Source organism: Promicromonospora panici, assembly GCF_900608595.1.
Classification (GTDB): domain Bacteria; phylum Actinomycetota; class Actinomycetes; order Actinomycetales; family Cellulomonadaceae; genus Promicromonospora; species Promicromonospora panici.
Genome location: NZ_UWYY01000020.1, coordinates 120,204 through 135,096 on the forward strand (window position 1 = coordinate 120,204; position 14,893 = coordinate 135,096).

General features: G+C 71.8%; 18 protein-coding genes. 4 read left to right on the top strand and 14 right to left on the bottom strand.

What is annotated here, in order from left to right:
• From EW117_RS22500 to EW117_RS22550, 11 genes are all read right to left on the bottom strand, one after another.
• Positions 1–657, bottom strand: coding sequence for a PH-like domain-containing protein (locus EW117_RS22500; protein WP_129788926.1), 657 nt, complete (start codon positions 655–657; stop codon positions 1–3).
• Positions 654–2,012: a dihydroorotase gene (locus EW117_RS22505; RefSeq protein WP_129788927.1), complete on the bottom strand. Its 1,359-nt coding sequence runs from the start codon at positions 2,010–2,012 to the stop codon at positions 654–656. Before EW117_RS22505 ends, EW117_RS22500 begins: the two co-directional genes overlap by 4 nt.
• On the bottom strand, positions 2,009–3,007 hold the full coding sequence (locus EW117_RS22510; RefSeq protein WP_129788928.1) for an aspartate carbamoyltransferase catalytic subunit: 999 nt from the start codon (positions 3,005–3,007) through the stop codon (positions 2,009–2,011). Before EW117_RS22510 ends, EW117_RS22505 begins: the two co-directional genes overlap by 4 nt.
• Positions 3,004–3,651, bottom strand: a complete 648-nt coding sequence (pyrR, locus tag EW117_RS22515) for a bifunctional pyr operon transcriptional regulator/uracil phosphoribosyltransferase PyrR (protein ID WP_242504455.1) — start codon at positions 3,649–3,651, stop codon at positions 3,004–3,006. Before pyrR ends, EW117_RS22510 begins: the two co-directional genes overlap by 4 nt.
• A gap of 208 nt (positions 3,652–3,859) precedes the next feature.
• Positions 3,860–4,234: an ArsR/SmtB family transcription factor gene (locus EW117_RS22520; protein WP_129788929.1), complete on the bottom strand. Its 375-nt coding sequence runs from the start codon at positions 4,232–4,234 to the stop codon at positions 3,860–3,862.
• A gap of 62 nt (positions 4,235–4,296) precedes the next feature.
• On the bottom strand, positions 4,297–4,770 hold the full coding sequence (locus EW117_RS22525) for an SRPBCC domain-containing protein (protein WP_165362821.1): 474 nt from the start codon (positions 4,768–4,770) through the stop codon (positions 4,297–4,299).
• A gap of 158 nt (positions 4,771–4,928) precedes the next feature.
• Positions 4,929–6,161, bottom strand: coding sequence for an MFS transporter (locus EW117_RS22530; protein ID WP_129788931.1), 1,233 nt, complete (start codon positions 6,159–6,161; stop codon positions 4,929–4,931).
• 36 nt (positions 6,162–6,197) lie between these two features.
• Positions 6,198–6,614: a transcription antitermination factor NusB gene (gene nusB, locus EW117_RS22535; RefSeq protein ID WP_129788932.1), complete on the bottom strand. Its 417-nt coding sequence runs from the start codon at positions 6,612–6,614 to the stop codon at positions 6,198–6,200.
• Between the two features lie 125 nt (positions 6,615–6,739).
• Positions 6,740–7,303, bottom strand: a complete 564-nt coding sequence (gene efp, locus EW117_RS22540) for an elongation factor P (protein ID WP_129788933.1) — start codon at positions 7,301–7,303, stop codon at positions 6,740–6,742.
• A gap of 170 nt (positions 7,304–7,473) precedes the next feature.
• Positions 7,474–7,995 (bottom strand): hypothetical protein, encoded by a 522-nt coding sequence (locus tag EW117_RS22545; RefSeq protein ID WP_242504456.1) that lies wholly within the window; start codon positions 7,993–7,995, stop codon positions 7,474–7,476.
• Between the two features lie 16 nt (positions 7,996–8,011).
• Complete coding sequence (locus EW117_RS22550) at positions 8,012–8,815, bottom strand: hypothetical protein (RefSeq protein ID WP_242504457.1); 804 nt, start codon at positions 8,813–8,815, stop codon at positions 8,012–8,014.
• A gap of 370 nt (positions 8,816–9,185) precedes the next feature.
• On the opposite strand from EW117_RS22550, the gene EW117_RS22555 reads away from it, so the two are divergent.
• Positions 9,186–9,449: a Pycsar system effector family protein gene (locus EW117_RS22555; protein WP_129788934.1), complete on the top strand. Its 264-nt coding sequence runs from the start codon at positions 9,186–9,188 to the stop codon at positions 9,447–9,449.
• Positions 9,450–9,457: 8 nt separating this feature from the next.
• Positions 9,458–9,670 carry a Pycsar system effector family protein gene (locus tag EW117_RS30860; protein WP_422891470.1) on the top strand — a complete coding sequence of 71 codons (213 nt, stop codon included), beginning with the start codon at positions 9,458–9,460 and terminating at the stop codon, positions 9,668–9,670.
• A 111-nt stretch (positions 9,671–9,781) separates the two neighbouring features.
• On the opposite strand, the gene EW117_RS22560 is transcribed toward EW117_RS30860, so the two are convergent.
• Positions 9,782–10,240: a type II 3-dehydroquinate dehydratase gene (locus EW117_RS22560; RefSeq protein WP_129788935.1), complete on the bottom strand. Its 459-nt coding sequence runs from the start codon at positions 10,238–10,240 to the stop codon at positions 9,782–9,784.
• Between the two features lie 55 nt (positions 10,241–10,295).
• On the bottom strand, positions 10,296–10,784 hold the full coding sequence (soxR, locus tag EW117_RS22565) for a redox-sensitive transcriptional activator SoxR (protein ID WP_129788936.1): 489 nt from the start codon (positions 10,782–10,784) through the stop codon (positions 10,296–10,298).
• A gap of 115 nt (positions 10,785–10,899) precedes the next feature.
• Here soxR and EW117_RS22570 point away from each other — a divergent pair, with 115 nt between their 5' ends.
• The gene (locus tag EW117_RS22570) at positions 10,900–11,988 is read left to right on the top strand and encodes a zinc-binding dehydrogenase (protein WP_129788937.1); all 1,089 of its coding nucleotides are present in this window, start codon (positions 10,900–10,902) and stop codon (positions 11,986–11,988) included.
• Positions 11,985–13,457 carry an MFS transporter gene (locus tag EW117_RS22575; protein WP_129788938.1) on the top strand — a complete coding sequence of 491 codons (1,473 nt, stop codon included), beginning with the start codon at positions 11,985–11,987 and terminating at the stop codon, positions 13,455–13,457. The genes EW117_RS22570 and EW117_RS22575 overlap by 4 nt, the downstream gene beginning before the upstream one ends.
• A gap of 172 nt (positions 13,458–13,629) precedes the next feature.
• On the opposite strand, the gene EW117_RS22580 is transcribed toward EW117_RS22575, so the two are convergent.
• A partial coding sequence (locus EW117_RS22580; protein ID WP_242504458.1) for an HNH endonuclease signature motif containing protein occupies positions 13,630–14,893 on the bottom strand: 1,264 nt, incomplete at its 5' end.

Here is a 14,893-nt window from a genome sequence, read left to right on the forward strand (position 1 = left end):
TCACCGGGCCTCCTGCTGGTACGGGTACTGCTGTGGGTGCTGCGGGGGGTTATGAGCTTGCTGGGCCTGCTGGGCGGCGAGCACGTATCGGACGGCGTCCACGAGGCCGCCCCGGTCCTCGGCACGCCGGGTGCGCAGGCCGGTGTCGACCAGGGCCGCCGCGACGCCGTCGGCCTCCGGGACCGCCCAGGTGAGGACGACGAGGCCGTCGGTACCCACGTACTTGCCCGCCATGCCCGGCGCGAGACCCGCGCTGCGGATCGCGTTGACGGGCACCCAGAGGTCCTGGGCGCCGTCGCGCTCGATCAGGACGCCGCCGTCCTGCCCGGGTCCGGCGTCGTGCACCGAGACCAGCGCGCTCGACCGGTCGCCCAGGCCGTGCGCGCCGACCCGGGCGAGCCAGTCGCCGTGCAGCGTCGTGGAGACGTAGACCGCCTCCAGGGGGCCGAACCGCACGGGGCCGACGCCGCTCGCGGCCGAGCCCGTACCCGGGCCTCCGGAGCCAGGGCCAGAGCCCGGGACTGTGCCCGGGATCGCCGGCGGCACCGGCACGAGGGTGGTGGTGCGCTGCGCGAGCCGGCGCCGGCCGATGAGAGTCACGTACAGCACCAGGAAGATCGCGAGGGCGACCAGCAGGGCGACGGCGAGGATCTTCATCGGGCGGCCCCTTCAAGGGTGACGCTGCCGGTTCCCGTGCTCTCGACGACAGCGCCGTCCAGCACCGTGGCCCGGCCGCGCAGGAACGTGGCGACGACCCGGCCGGGCAGCTCCATGCCTGCGAACGGTGTGTTGTCGCTCGCGGTGACCTGCGAGCGCCCGTCGATCGCGCGGGTGGCGTCCGGGTCCACCAGTGTCAGGTTGGCGGGCTCGCCGACGGCGATCGCGCGGCCCTGGCCCCCGTCGATCCGGCCGATCCGGGCGGGGTTCTCCGAGAGCACGCGGGCGACGTCCGCCCAGGTCATGCGGCCGGTGTCCACCATGGTCTGCTGCACGACGGACAGCGCCGTCTCCAGGCCCGTCATGCCGAACGCGGCCGACGCCCACTCGCAGTCCTTGTCCTCGACCGGGTGCGGCGCGTGGTCCGTGGCGACGATGTCGATGGTGCCGTCGGCCAGGCCCTCGCGGACCGCCTCGACGTCCTTCGCGGTGCGCAGCGGCGGGTTCACCTTGAACACCGGGTCGTAGTCGCGGGCCAGCTCGTCGGTGAGGACCAGGTGGTGCGGGGTCACCTCGGCGGTGACGTTGATGCCGCGTCCCTTGGCCCACCGGATGATCTCCACCGATCCGGCCGTCGACAGGTGGCACACGTGCAGGCGCGATCCCACGTGCTCGGCCAGCAGCACGTCGCGGGCGATGATCGACTCCTCGGCGACGGCGGGCCAGCCCGTCAGGCCGATCTGCGCCGACACGATGCCCTCGTTCATCTGCGCGCCCTCGGTCAGGCGCGGCTCCTGTGCGTGCTGGGCCACGATGCCGTCGAACGCCTTGACGTACTCCAGCGCGCGGCGCATCAGCACCGGGTCGTGCACGCACTTGCCGTCGTCGGAGAAGACGCGGACGCGGGCCGCGGAGTCCGCCATGGCGCCCAGCTCGGCGAGCCGCTCACCGCCCAGGCCCACGGTCACCGCGCCGACGGGGTGCACGTCCACCCAGCCGGCCTCCTGGCCCAGCCGGTACACCTGCTCGACGACGCCCGCCGTGTCCTGCGTCGGCGTCGTGTTGGCCATGGCGTGCACCGCCGTGAACCCGCCCGCCGCGGCCGCCCGGGTGCCGGAGAACACCGTCTCGGCGTCCTCCCGGCCGGGCTCGCGCAGGTGGGTGTGCAGGTCGACCAGGCCGGGCAGCAGCACCTGGCCCGACGCCGGGATCTCCGTGGCACCGCCCGGCACCTCGACCGTGCCGGGGGCGCCGATGGCGGCGACCACGCCGTCCGCCAGCACGACGTCGACCGGGTCCGTGCCGTAGGGACGCACCCCACGCAGGACGTAGGCCGTGGTTGAAGGGGTGCTCACAGGGCGTTCCTCTCGTCAGTTCCAGCCAACAGCAGGTACAGGGCGGCCATCCGGACGGCGACGCCGTTCGCCACCTGCTCCACGATCACGGACCGGGGATGGTCGGCGGCGGCCGCCGAGATCTCCAGGCCGCGGTTCATCGGTCCGGGGTGCAGCACGATCGCGTGGTCCGGCAGCACCGCGAGACGGCGGGCGTCGAACCCGAACTTGCGGCTGTACTCCATGGGGCTCGGGAAGAACGCCCCGCCGGCGCCGCCCGACATCCGCTCGCGCTGCACCCGCAGCATCATGACCGCGTCCGGCTGCCACTGCTCGAGCGTCTCGTCCAGGTGGTAGGAGACCCGGCACGGCCACGTCTCGACGCCCACCGGGACCAGGGTCGGCGGCGAGACCAGCGTCACCTCGGCGCCCAGGGTGTGCAGCAGGTACACGTTCGAGCGGGCCACGCGCGAGTGCAGCACGTCCCCGACGATCGCCACCCGCACCCCGGCCAGGTCCGCGCCGGCGGAGGTGTCCGTGCCCCGGCCGTCCTCGCCGACGTTGCCCACCAGGTGCCGGCGGATCGTGAACGCGTCCAGCAGCGCCTGCGTGGGGTGCTGGTGCATGCCGTCGCCCGCGTTCAGCACGCCCGCGTCCAGCCAGCCCGCATGGGCGAGCTGGTGCGCGGCGCCCGACGCCGAGTGGCGCACCACCACGGCGTCGGCCCCCATGGCGTGCAGCGTGAGGGCGGTGTCCTTGAGGGACTCGCCCTTGGACACGCTGGAGCCCTTGGCCGAGAAGTTGATCACGTCCGCGGACAGCCGCTTGGCCGCCGTCTCGAACGAGATCCGGGTGCGCGTGGAGTCCTCGTAGAACAGGTTCACGACGGTGCGCCCGCGCAGCGTCGGCAGCTTCTTGTTCTCGCGGGACTGCGTGGCCGCCATCTGCGCGGACGTGTCCAGCAGCAGGATCGCGTCGTCCTTGGACAGGCCCTGGGTGGTCAGCAGGTGCTTCACGGCGTCACCCCGCTGATCACCACGGAGTCGGCCCCGCCGTCGACGTCGGACAGGCGGACCCGCACGCGCTCGCTGCGGGACGTCGGCAGGTTCTTGCCCACGTAGTCGGCGCGGATCGGCAGCTCCCGGTGCCCGCGGTCCACCAGGGCGGCCAGCTGCACCACGCGGGGCCGGCCCAGGTCGTTCAGGGCATCGAGCGCGGCGCGGATGGTGCGGCCCGAGAACAGGACGTCATCGACCAGGACGACCACCTTGTCGTCGATAGTGCCGTCCAGGCTGCCCGGCAGGACCGTCTGCCCGACGGCGCGCGTGGGCTGGCGGCGGAGGTCGTCGCGGTACATCGTCACGTCGAGCGTGCCGTACTCGCCGCCGAAGGAGGGCTCGATCTGCGCCAGGCGCTCCGCCAGCCGGTGGGCGAGCTGGACGCCGCGCGTCGGGATGCCGAGGAGCAGGAGATCGGCGGCGCCCTTGTTCCGCTCGACGATCTCGTGCGCGATGCGGGTCAGCGCTCGAGCGATGTCGGCCTCACCGAGCACCGTCCGCGCGGCTGTCGTCGGTTCTGCTGCGCCGGCGGGTGTTGGGTTCGTGCCCGGCGTGGGGCTCGACGGTGCGCTGGATTCGGGCATGCGGCTGCCAGGATTCATCTGGCGACCTCCTTCTCCGCCTCACAGGACGGGATTAAAGGGAGTCTGACAGCCACCACCTTAACGCGCCGTACAGGTGCCGGACGCCGGGGCGGCCGGGCGCGGAAGCGGCGTTGCTCACACCAGGGCCGACGGCCACAGTGCGCGAGTTCGGTCGACGGCATGACCGAACTCAGGGCAGTCGACGCCTCGGCAACCCGGCGTGGCCTCAGCCGCGCTCCAGGTCCTCCGCGATGGTCGCGATACGACCCAGCCGCGCCTCCCACGCGTCCCCGATGCGCTCCAGTCGCCGGCCCAGCGCCGTCAGCTCCGCGCCCAGGGCCCGGAAGCGGCGCTCGCGGCCCACCATCCCCGATTCGACCAGGCCGGCGCCCTCGAGGAGGGCGAGGTGCTTGGCGATCGCCTGCCGGGTGACCGGGAGGCGCTCGGCCAGGGCCGACGCCGTGAGCCCCCCGGAGCCGACCGCTTCGTCGTCCGCCAGCGCCTCGAGCACGGTCCAGCGCGTCTCGTCGGCGAGGGCGGCGAACGCGGCGACGGGCGACGGTGCGGGCGCCGCCCTCGCCGACGCCCTTGCCCGTGTCACCTCCTCTGTCACCTCCTCTGTCACCTCGTGTGTCACCTCGTGTGTCACTTCTTGTGGCACCTTCACCACGTCCGGGACTCGATGTACTCGACGAGCTCGTCCAGCTCGCCGTCCCAGCCCTCGCGGTTGCCGTCCAGGGCCGCGCGGACGTCGTCCTCGGTGGCACCGGTGAAGCCGGTCTCGTGCACCGTGAGGTAAGTGCCGTCGCCATCGGGCCGCAGGGTGAACTCCGCCTCGGTCATGCGCTCGGGCTCGTCCGGCGACTGGCCCCAGCGATAGGCGAGCAGACGGCCCGGTTCTGCGCGCGTCACCTCGAACCCGAACCAGCCGTAGCCGTCAAAGTGCAGCCGGCCGCGGGACCCGGCGACGAGCGGGCCGCCGTCGTCGGTCTCGCAGCCGTCGCCGAACCAGCCGGCGACGTGCTCGGGCTCGGAGATCGCGCGCCAGACGGCATCGGGACCGGCGGCGACCCGGACCGTGCGGGTGATGGACCGCGCCTCGAGGTCGATGGTCGCGCGGGGCTGGGTCGTGGTCATGGGGTTCCTCCAACAGTTTCGCTTGTGATGGGTTCCGCGTGCAGTGGGTTTCGCATGCAGTGGGTTTTGCATGCACTGCGCAACCCCTTGGTTGCACATCCATCTTGCCTCATCATGGGCGGCTATGCAACCGTTGGGTTGCACAGTCGGGACCTCCGTCAGTCCCGCAGCACCGCCGCCGCCAGGCCTGCGGCGACGGCCACCAGCACGAGCACCATTCCCACCGTCCCCGACCAGCCGGCCAGCGCGAACCCGACGCCGCCGAGCCAGCCGAACAGGCTCGACCCCGCGTAGTACGCCAGGTTGTAGACCGCGGCGGCCTGGGTACGGGCCTGGGGGGCCGCGACCGGCGTCCACCCGCTGGCCACGGCATGCGCCCCGAAGAAACCCGCCGTCAGCACGACCAGACCCGCAAGCACCACCGGCAGCCACCCGGACAGCGTGACCACCACGCCGACCGCCATCACACCGGTCGACACGATCAGCACCCGCCGGCGCCCGTGCCGGACCACCAGGCGGCCCGTACGCGCCGACGACCAGGTCCCCGCCAGGTACGCGAAAAACACGAGGCTCACCACGCCGGACGACAGGCCGAACGGCTCGTCGGCCAGCCGGAAGCCGAGGTAGTTGTAGACGGCGACGAAGCCGCCCATGAGCAGCAGGCCCTGGGCGTCCAGAACGAGGAGGCGCGGGCTCAACAGGGCGCGCAGCCGGCCGGCTCGCCGGGGCCCGTCATCGTCGCGCGGCGGGTGCTCGTCGCTCGGCCCGCCGTCACTCGGCACTCCGTCGCGCGGCTTGCGGTCACGCGGCTTGCGGTCGCGCGGCGCCAGCCAGACGAACATGCCCGCCGCGACCAGGCAGACCACCGCTACGGCACCCACCCCGGCTCGCCAGCCGAAGAGCTCGGCGACACCGCCCGAGACCAGCCGCCCCATCAGGCCACCCATCGACGTGCCCGCCACGTAGGTCCCTGCCGCGCGGGGCACCACGGCCGACGGCAGCATCTCCGTCAAGTACGCCATGGCCACGGCCGGGACGCCGGCGACCAGCAGCCCTTCGACCGCCCGCCCGGCGACGATCATCCCGAACGACGGCGCGAACGGGACCGCGAGGCCGACCGCCGTCGCGCCGAGCATCGCCACGGTCATCGCCCGGACCCGCCCGATGCGGTCGGCGACCCAGGCCCAGGGCAGCACGCCGACCGCGAGGCCGAGGGTCGCCGCGGAGACGAGCAGCGCCGTCGCGGAGGCCGACGTCGCCAGCTCGCGGGCGGCGTCGGGCAGGACGGACTGCGGCGCGTAGAGCTGCGCGAACGCAGCGGTCCCGGCGCCGAACAGGGCGACGAGCAGACGTCGCTCGTCGAACCGTTCGGCGCCGGGACCGGTGCTCACGCGTGCTGCCGGTTCACGCAGGCCGTCATACTGCCGTCAGGCCAGCAGGGTCGGCTTCAGGTCCTTGACCCGGCCGAGCAGGCCGTTCACGAAGGCCGGCGAGTCGTCCGTGGACAGGTCGCCGGCGAGGTCGACCGCCTCGTCCAGCGCGACGGCGTCGGGCACCTCGTCGTTGAAGAGGACCTCCCACGAGCCGATCCGCAGCAGCGCGCGGTCGACGGCAGGCATGCGCTGCAGGGTCCAGCCCTGCGAGTAGGTCTCCAGCACCTCGTCGATGCGGTCGCGGTGCGCGACCACGCCCTCCACGATCTCGACCGTGTACTGCGGCACGGCCGCCTCGGTGTGCGGGACGGCCACGCGGTCGGCGAGGAGCTTCAGCGGGTCGATGCCCCGCTGCTCCGCCTCGAAGAGGATGTCGGCGGCGCGCTTACGCGCCTTGGTGCGTGCGCCCATGGTCTCTCTCTGCTACTGGAGCTTGCTACTGAGGCTCTGCTACTGAGGCTCTGCTACTGAGGCTCTGCTACTCAGGCTCCGCTACTCAGGCTCTGGTACAGAACCCGCTGGGGAGCTGCCGCTGGTCAGTCCGTGACACGACCGAGGTAGTCACCCGTACGCGTGTCCACCTTGACCTTGACACCCTGCTCGAGGAACAGCGGGACCTGGATCTCCGCACCCGTCTCGAGGGTCGCCGGCTTGGTGCCGCCGGTGGAGCGGTCGCCCTGCAGGCCCGGCTCCGTGTACGTGATCTCCAGGACGACGGACGTCGGCAGCTCGATGTAGAGCGGCGTGCCGTCGTTCGAGGCGAGCATGATGTTCATGCCCTCGAGCATGTAGTCCTTCGCGTCGCCGACGGTCGCGGCCGGCACGTTGACCTGGTCGTACGTGTCGGTGTCCATGAAGACGAAGTCCTCGCCGTCCATGTACAGGTACTGGAAGTCGCGGCGGTCGACGTTGGCCGTCTCAACCTTGATCCCGGCGTTGAACGTCTTGTCGACGACCTTGCCGGACAGCACGTTCTTCATCTTCGTGCGGACGAACGCTCCACCCTTGCCCGGCTTGACATGCTGGAACTCGATGACCGACCAGAGGTTGCCGTCGATGCGGAGCACAGTGCCGTTCTTGATGTCGTTGGAGGTAGCCACGTTCGTCTTCCTGTGTCGGTGAAGGTGTACCCAGGGCATGCCGACAGGGGGCCGGCGGCTGGGGTGATCTAGCGGGGGTCAAGCAGCAGCGATCAAGTCTAACGGACGGCTCGGATCCGGCCGACCCTGAAGAGGGCGCCGGTCGGAGTGTGCCCTTCAGACGGAGCCCGTCAGACCACGAGGGTATTGATCGCGACGAGCCCCAGGAGGCCCGTCGCGACCGACCAGATGAGCGAGGCGAGAGTACCCACCACGAACCGCTCGGACGCGATCGGCTGGTCGCGCAGCTCCGCGTAGCGCCCCAGGCCCTTGATCGCCACCACCACCGCTATGCCGTACGGGTAGCCGGCGAGCAAGGCGCCGGTGATCGCCAGGCGTTCCAGGATGCCGAGCCACGCACCGCCGCGCAGGATCGCCATGGCGTGCGGATTCATGGTGCCCGACGGCGGCTCGCCGCCGTCGCCCGACTCACCCGGCAGGGGAACCCCTCCGTCACCGTTCGGCTCCAGCGCCTGCGGCAGGATCAGCGGCTCGTACCGCGCCCAGGGCAGGTCTCCCCCGCTGGCCTGGCGCAGCACCCAGGGCACGACCCACGAACCCACGACGACGCTCAGCAGCAGGGTGACCAGCCAGATCGCTATCGCCCCGGCCCAGCGCCACCCGTCGATGTTCTCCAGCATTTCCCAGGTCACAGCGTGACGTTTCCCCTCAGCTCGTGGCGCGCTTCATCTTCTTGCGTTTGCCCGGTTCGGTGACCGGTCCGGTCACGCCCTCCGGCGCGACGATCACGGAGCTGCTCAGCTCGGCGAGCAGCCGTACGACTATCGGGCGTACCCCTTCTTCCTCCTGCCAGAGGGCCGCCCGGACCCGCTGGCTCACCGCCTGCTCACTGACGGCAAGGGCCTGGGCGACGATCCGCTGTCGCCCCGGTTTGTCCGGCAGCGAGGCGAGCGTATCGGCCACCTCCCACCCTTGGGGAGTCCGGCGCGCGCGAATCGCCGCGAGAAGACGCAGCAGGGCCTCGACCTCGGCGGCAAGATCTGGTTCGGTGACCTCCGCCGCGGCGCTCTCTGCAGCGCCCCCTGCGGCGGGCGAGGCTGCGGCGGGCCGGGGCGGGGCTTCTCGGTCCGGCGCGCCGGGCGGCGGGCCCTCCACCGCCACCGACATGCCCTTGCTGCGGGTCTTGGCCCGCTCGACGGCGTCGCGGGCACGGTAGAAGGCGAACCCGCGCGCTTCCCGCGAGACGACAGGCAGGGGTCCGTCGACCTGGCCGACGCCGATGCCGATACTCCAGCCCTGGTCCCGCAGCAGGTGAAGGGCGAGGTCGACGGCGAGCTCCGCACCTGCGCGGCCCGCCTCGAGGATGCCCTGGATCTCGTCGCCGACGGTGCGCTCGAACGGCACCACGAGCCCATCCCGGTCGCGGATCAGGCGCGCGAGCTCGGCGAGAATCTCAGGAACACGGTCGGCCGCGTAGGTCGAGCCCCGCTGGTCGACGGTCAGGACTATCACAAGACAAGGCTAGAGGCTTTAGTGGCTTTATTCAAGGTCTGGGGCTTTAGCGATTCCACTCAAGCCTGAGGGCTTGACTTGATGCTTTCTCGCCAGGTCCAGCCCTTCGACTGTACCCGGATCGCCAACAGCACCAACCGGTAGGAGCCGAACCCTGACCCCGCGACCGTGCCCGTCGCGACGGTTGCGCGAACGATCAGGTCGTGAGCCTCTCACCTGTACCGTTGCGGATACGCAACAGAATCTGGCTTCCAGCAGATCAGACTGAGACCCGGAGCGGAGGCCCGTGCATCCTTCTCACCGGCTAAGGCATCAGGCGCGGAGACGAGCGTCCGGCAGACGTGACGAAGTACGCGCGCAACCTGCGACGGTGGAATCGGCCGAAGTCGAACAGCTCATGCTGCAGGAGGCTCGAGACGAAGTGATCTCGGCCGACCAGAAGGCATCGGTGATCCTCGCGGTGCTCGGCCTCGGGTTCGGCGCCGCACTGTCCGGACTGGTCGCCGGAGAGTGGCGCCCCGACGAACTCGCCCCCTGGAGCCAAGCGATGTGGTGGAGCGGGCTAGCCGCAGGCGCCTTTGCCGTCTATTTCGCCGGCTCCGCCGTCTGGCCCCGGTACACGGCGTCGACGTGAAAGGCGGCGTGCACTACTGGGGTCACGCCGCACGGTTCACGTCGCTCGCGGCATTGGCTGAAACACTCGACGCACAAGACATCGACCACGTCGCGCGAACAAGACATCAGCTCTGGCGCTTGTCTCACGTCGTCGCCCTGAAGTTCCGCAGGATCCGCTTGGCCATGGGTTTTGCGGTAGCCGGGGCGATCCTCGCTCTCGCGAGCACAGTCAGCGGTTGAGAGGACCGGGTCTGGACCTTATCGACGTCTGGACGCTCTTTCTCGACGTCTGAAGACAGCGACGCCAGACCGCGCTTCTCCGGCGGACGCGCCGACACCCAGCCAGTCCGACTACGCCCTCAGCTTCGCCGCGATCGCCGACAGCGCCAGCCGGTAGGAGTCGAAACCGAACCCAGCGACCGTGCCCGTCGCGATGCCCGCCACCACCGAGTAGTGCCGGAACGACTCGCGCGTCGCGGGATTGGAGAGGTGCACCTCGATCAGCAGCAGATTCGCCGTGGTGACCTGGGCGGCGGCGTCGCGCAGGGCATAGGAGTAGTGCGTGAACGCCGCCGGGTTCAGCACGACGTGGGCTCCGGCGTCGACCGCCTCGTGGAGCCAGCCGACGATCTCCGACTCGCCGTCGGTCTGCCGCACCTCGACCTCCAGACCAAGCTCGTCGCCCCACTGCGCGGCGGCGACCTTGAGGTCGGCCATCGAGGCGTGCCCGTAGATCTCGGGCTCGCGGACGCCGAGCCGGCCGAGATTCGGACCGTTGAGCACCAGGACACGGGGCAGTGCGGAAGCCATGGCCGCGAGCCTAATGGGCCGTCGGCTCTGCCGTCGTCACGCACGCCATCAACCCTCACACCCCGTCCTGCTCCAGTCCCTCCACCAGGAGTGTCCGCGGACCAGGGCCTGCCTCTGCGAGCTCGTCGTGCGGGTTGGTCAGCGCGCACCGGCGCAGCGAGAGGCAACCGCAGCCGATGCAGTCCGTGAGGTGGTCGCGCAGCCGGGACAGCTGCTCGATCCGGGCGTCGAGGTCCTCGTGCCACGCCTGCGAGATGCGGCGCCAGTCCTTCGCGGTCGGCGTGCGGTCGCCGGGCAGCGTGTCCAGCGCCGCGCCGACGTCCGCGAGCGGGATCCCGACCCGCTGCGAAACCCGGATGAATGCCACCCGCCGCAACGTCTCGCGCCGGTAGCGCCGCTGGTTGCCCGACGTGCGCCGGCTCGCGATCAGCCCCTTGCGCTCGTAGAAGTGCAGCGCGGACACCGAGACGCCGCTCCGGGCGGCCAGGTCACCGACCGTGAGCTCGTCACGGTCCCACGGGACGGCGGGGTTGGGTGCGTCCATGAAGTGGCCTCCTACGGCTCTCGACAACGCTCGATCAGGCCGACCCGATACCGCGGAACCGGCCGAAGCGGGTTGGGGTTGACCTCAACTTTGGTTCAGGTTAAATGATGACGGCATGGACGCCATCAGACACCACTCGTTCGGGCCCCCCGAGGTCCTCGTGCTCGAGCAGATCCCGGATCCCACCCCCGGCCCGGGCGAGGTCCTCGTCGACGCGGTGGCGCACGGCGTGCACCTCCTCGACACGAGCCTCCGCCGCGGCGAGGCCGGCCCGCCGCTCCCCCTGCCGACCCTCCCGACGGTCCCCGGCCGCGAGATCGGTGGCACCGTCTCCGCCGTCGGCGCCGGGGTCGATCCCTCCTGGACCGGGCACCCGGTCGCCGCTCACCTCGGCCCGGTGCCCGACGGCGGCGGGTACGCCCGGAAGGTCGTCGTCGGGGCCGACAAGCTGCACGCCCTCCCTGACGGCCCCGGCGGCACTCCGCTGGAACCGGCCGACGGGATCGCCATGATCGGCACCGGCCGCATGGCCGTCTACACCCTCGATATCGCGGAGCTGGCCGCGGACGACGTCGTGGTCGTGACGGGTGCGTCGGGCGGGCTAGGCACACTTTTTGCGCAGGAGGCACTGCACGCCGGCGCGCGTGTCGTCGCCCTCGCGGGCGGCGCGGCGAAGCTGAAGGTGCTCCAAAACCTGCTGACCGGCTCACCGGCGGGCGAGCTGACCGGCGACGCGGCCGGCTCCGAGCCCGGCCGACTCGCCCTCGTCGACTACTCCGCCCCCGGCTGGACGGACACGGCGCGTGCGGCCCTCGGGCCCTCCCCCGCGACCCTCGTGCTCGACGGCGTGGGAGGCGACCTCGGAACCGCAGCGACCGCCTTGCTCGGGAGCGAGTCGCCGGATGGCGACCCGCTGAGCTCGGGCGGGCGGCTCGTCGCGTACGGCTGGGCATCCGGCGCGCCCAACCGGTACACCTCCTGGGCGGGCGCCGAGCGGATCGAGTCGCCGGTCGAGGTGCGCTACGCCGTCGGCCCGGACGCTCCACCGATGGGCGACCAGCGACCGTACCAGGAGCGCGCCCTGGCCAACGCCGCCTCCGGCCGGTGGCGCGTGGCGACGCACCGCGTGCCGTTCGAGGAGGCCGCCCGGGCCCACCGCGACCTCGAGGAGCGCCGCACCACCGGCAAGGTGGTGCTGGTGTGACCGCCACCCTCCCGTCCGCCGAGTCGAGCTCTTCACCGTCGCCCTCGTCCTCCCCTGCGGCCTCTCCGGTAGCGCCGGGAGCGCTCGGCCGCGGCGCCCAGCGCCTCGTCCTGGCCGGCATGGTCGCGCTCTGCTCACTCGGGGCGTTCGAGGCCCTCGCCGTCTCGACGGCGATGCCGACCGTCGCCGTCGACCTCGACGGGCTGCGGCACTACACGTTCGCGTTCGCGGTGGCGTTCGCGACCAGCGTCGTCGGCATGCTGGTGGCCGGCCGCTGGTGCGACCGCAGCGGCCCGACGCCGGCGATGTGGACCGGTGTGGTGCTCTTCGTCATCGGGCTGGTCGTCGCGGGGACGGCGACCGGCATGGGCACCCTCATCGCGGGACGCGCGGTACAGGGTGTCGGCAACGGCCTCTACGGCGTCGCGCTGTACGTGCTGGTGGCGCGCGTGTTCGCCGCCGAGCGGCACCCCGCGGTGTTCTCGGCGTTCGCCGCCGCGTGGGTGGTGCCCGCCATCGTCGGGCCGGGGCTGGCCGGGCTCGTCGTGGACCACCTCGGCTGGCGCTGGGTTTTCCTGGGCGCGGCGGTCCTCACCGTCCCGGCGGCGCTCCTGATGCGGCCCGGCCTGACGGCGGCCCATGGCAACCGTCTCGCGCCGGACAGCTCATCGGCGGACGTGATCGAGGTTGATTCGATGCCGGACGGTGCATCCGCAGACATGACCCGGGGCGATCCTGTGCCGGACGGGATGGGTCCGAGCAGCACAGGTCCGAGCAGCACAGGTCGGAGTGGCGCCGGCGCGTCTGGTACGGCCGCCGTCGGGCAGCCCGAGCGACCACTGCTGCAAGCGCTGCGCCTGGCCGTCGCCGTGCTGCGGGCCGGGCGAGGGCTGCCGGCCGTGGTGTCGGTCCGGGCCCTGGTATCAGCGGCGTTCGTGGGTGCGGAGGTACTGCTGCCCCTGCTCCTGGTGCACGAGCGGCATCTGAGCCCCGGCAGCGCCGGCCTGATCCTGACGGTGGGCGCGCTCGGCTGGTCCGGCGCGTCGTGGGTGCGCGGACGCAACCTGTTGCACCTGAGCCACGTCGGCTACGTGCGCCTGGGCGGCGGCCTGCTGGCCTTCGGAATGGTCGGTGCGGCAGTCCTGGTGCTTCCGGACGTGCCCGCCGGGTTCGGGATGGCGTTCTGGGTGCTGTCCGGGAGCGGGATGGGCCTGGTCTATCCGACGCTGTCGGTACTGACGCTCGAGCTCGCGGCGCCGCACGAGCAGGGTTCGGCGTCGTCGGCGCTGCAGGTGGCCGACGCTGTCGCCGCGGCCGTCGCGTCGTCGGCGACCGGGGCGCTCCTGTGGGCCCTGTACGACGTCGCGGGACTGCCTGCGTACGCCGCAGTGCTCGGGCTGACTGGCGTGCTGGCGGCAGTCGTCGTCGCGCTGGCCGGGCGGACGCGGGCAGAGGTCCGGGTGTCGTGACCGCGCACGTAGGTCGGATCCTCTGCTTCCTGGAGAGATCGGCCTGACCGCTGATCGGTGCCCGCCATTCGAGGACAGGATCAAGTTCGCCGAGGTGCTGGCCCCAGCTCATGCACGAGCTGGATGGCCGGCAACCTGGCGGGTCGCGGCACGCGTTCGCCTGGCCTGTTGGTCAGGCGGCTTCGGCGGCCGGTGGCTCCGTGGTCGGGTCGGTGGGTGGGGGTAGGGCGTCGATGGGGTCGGGGAGGCGGATGCGGTGGCCGCGGGCGTCGGTGAACACCCACCCGGTCTCCACCAGGGTGCTGGCACCGGTGGTCCTGGTGTCCTGGGTGGGTTTGCCGGCCCAGTGCATGCTGATGCCCTTGGCGTCGACCAGGGCATGGTGATGCCAACAGAGCAGCGCGCTGTTGGCCACGGAGGTGTTTCCGCCGTCGGCCCAGTGGCGGACGGCGTGGTGGACCTCGCACCGTGACGGCGGCTGATCACACCCCGGATACACGCAGTGCTGGTCCCGGGCGATGACGGCGCGGCGCATCTGTCCGGTCACGGTGCGTTGGGCGCGTCCGACGTCCAGGACGGCGCCGTCGGGGCCGAACACGACCCGGGTGATCCTGCTGTCACACGCCAGACGGCGCAGCAACGCCCGGGGGACCCGGCCGCCGGTCTCGGTGAACACCGGACCGGGCGTGGACAGCAACCCGGACAGGGTCGTGGTGCCGACCGCGGCCCAGCCGGCGGCATCCCAGCCCGGTGCGCCCGCAGTACCCGCGGTGCCCGTGGTGCCGGTCGCGCCCGCCACGCCAGTCGTGCCGGTCGCACCCGCCAGGCCCGCCAGGGTGCCGCGTGCGGGCGTGGCCTGCCCGCAGGTCAGGCACAGGCCGTCCCGGGTACGGGTGACCTGGGTGACCAGCTCCTTCCACGACACGGTCACGTTCAGGTGCGGCGCGACCGCGGCCCCGGGGGAGGCCTGGTTGGTGTCCAGCACCACCCGGGCGACATCCGCCAGGCCCTGCGCCCTGCGCTGCGAGGTCGTCCGAGTGTCCTCCGCAGCCGGTGCGCCCATGACGGCGGTGATCGCGGTCTGCACCAGCAGCCCGTGCTCGTCGGTCAGGAACCCTTCCAGGTGGTAGCCGCCGAACGTCTTGGCCAGGTCCAGGAACTCACCGGCGGCGGCCTTGTCATCATCCACCTCGTCGGTGTCCGGGTCGGTCACCGACGCGAACGCCTTAGCCACCCTCCGGAACCGGTCCGCGTCCAACAACCGGGCCTCGCGTAGTACCACGCCTTCTCCGGTGGCCAGGGTGCCGTCCGCGACCGCCTTCTCCAGGACACCGGTGATCAGCTCCCGGGTCTGTGTCCCGTCCGGGTCGTCGGCGGGGTCGGGGAAGTCCACGGCGACGGTCTGCACGAACAACTCCGGCGTCGTCGTCTCACCC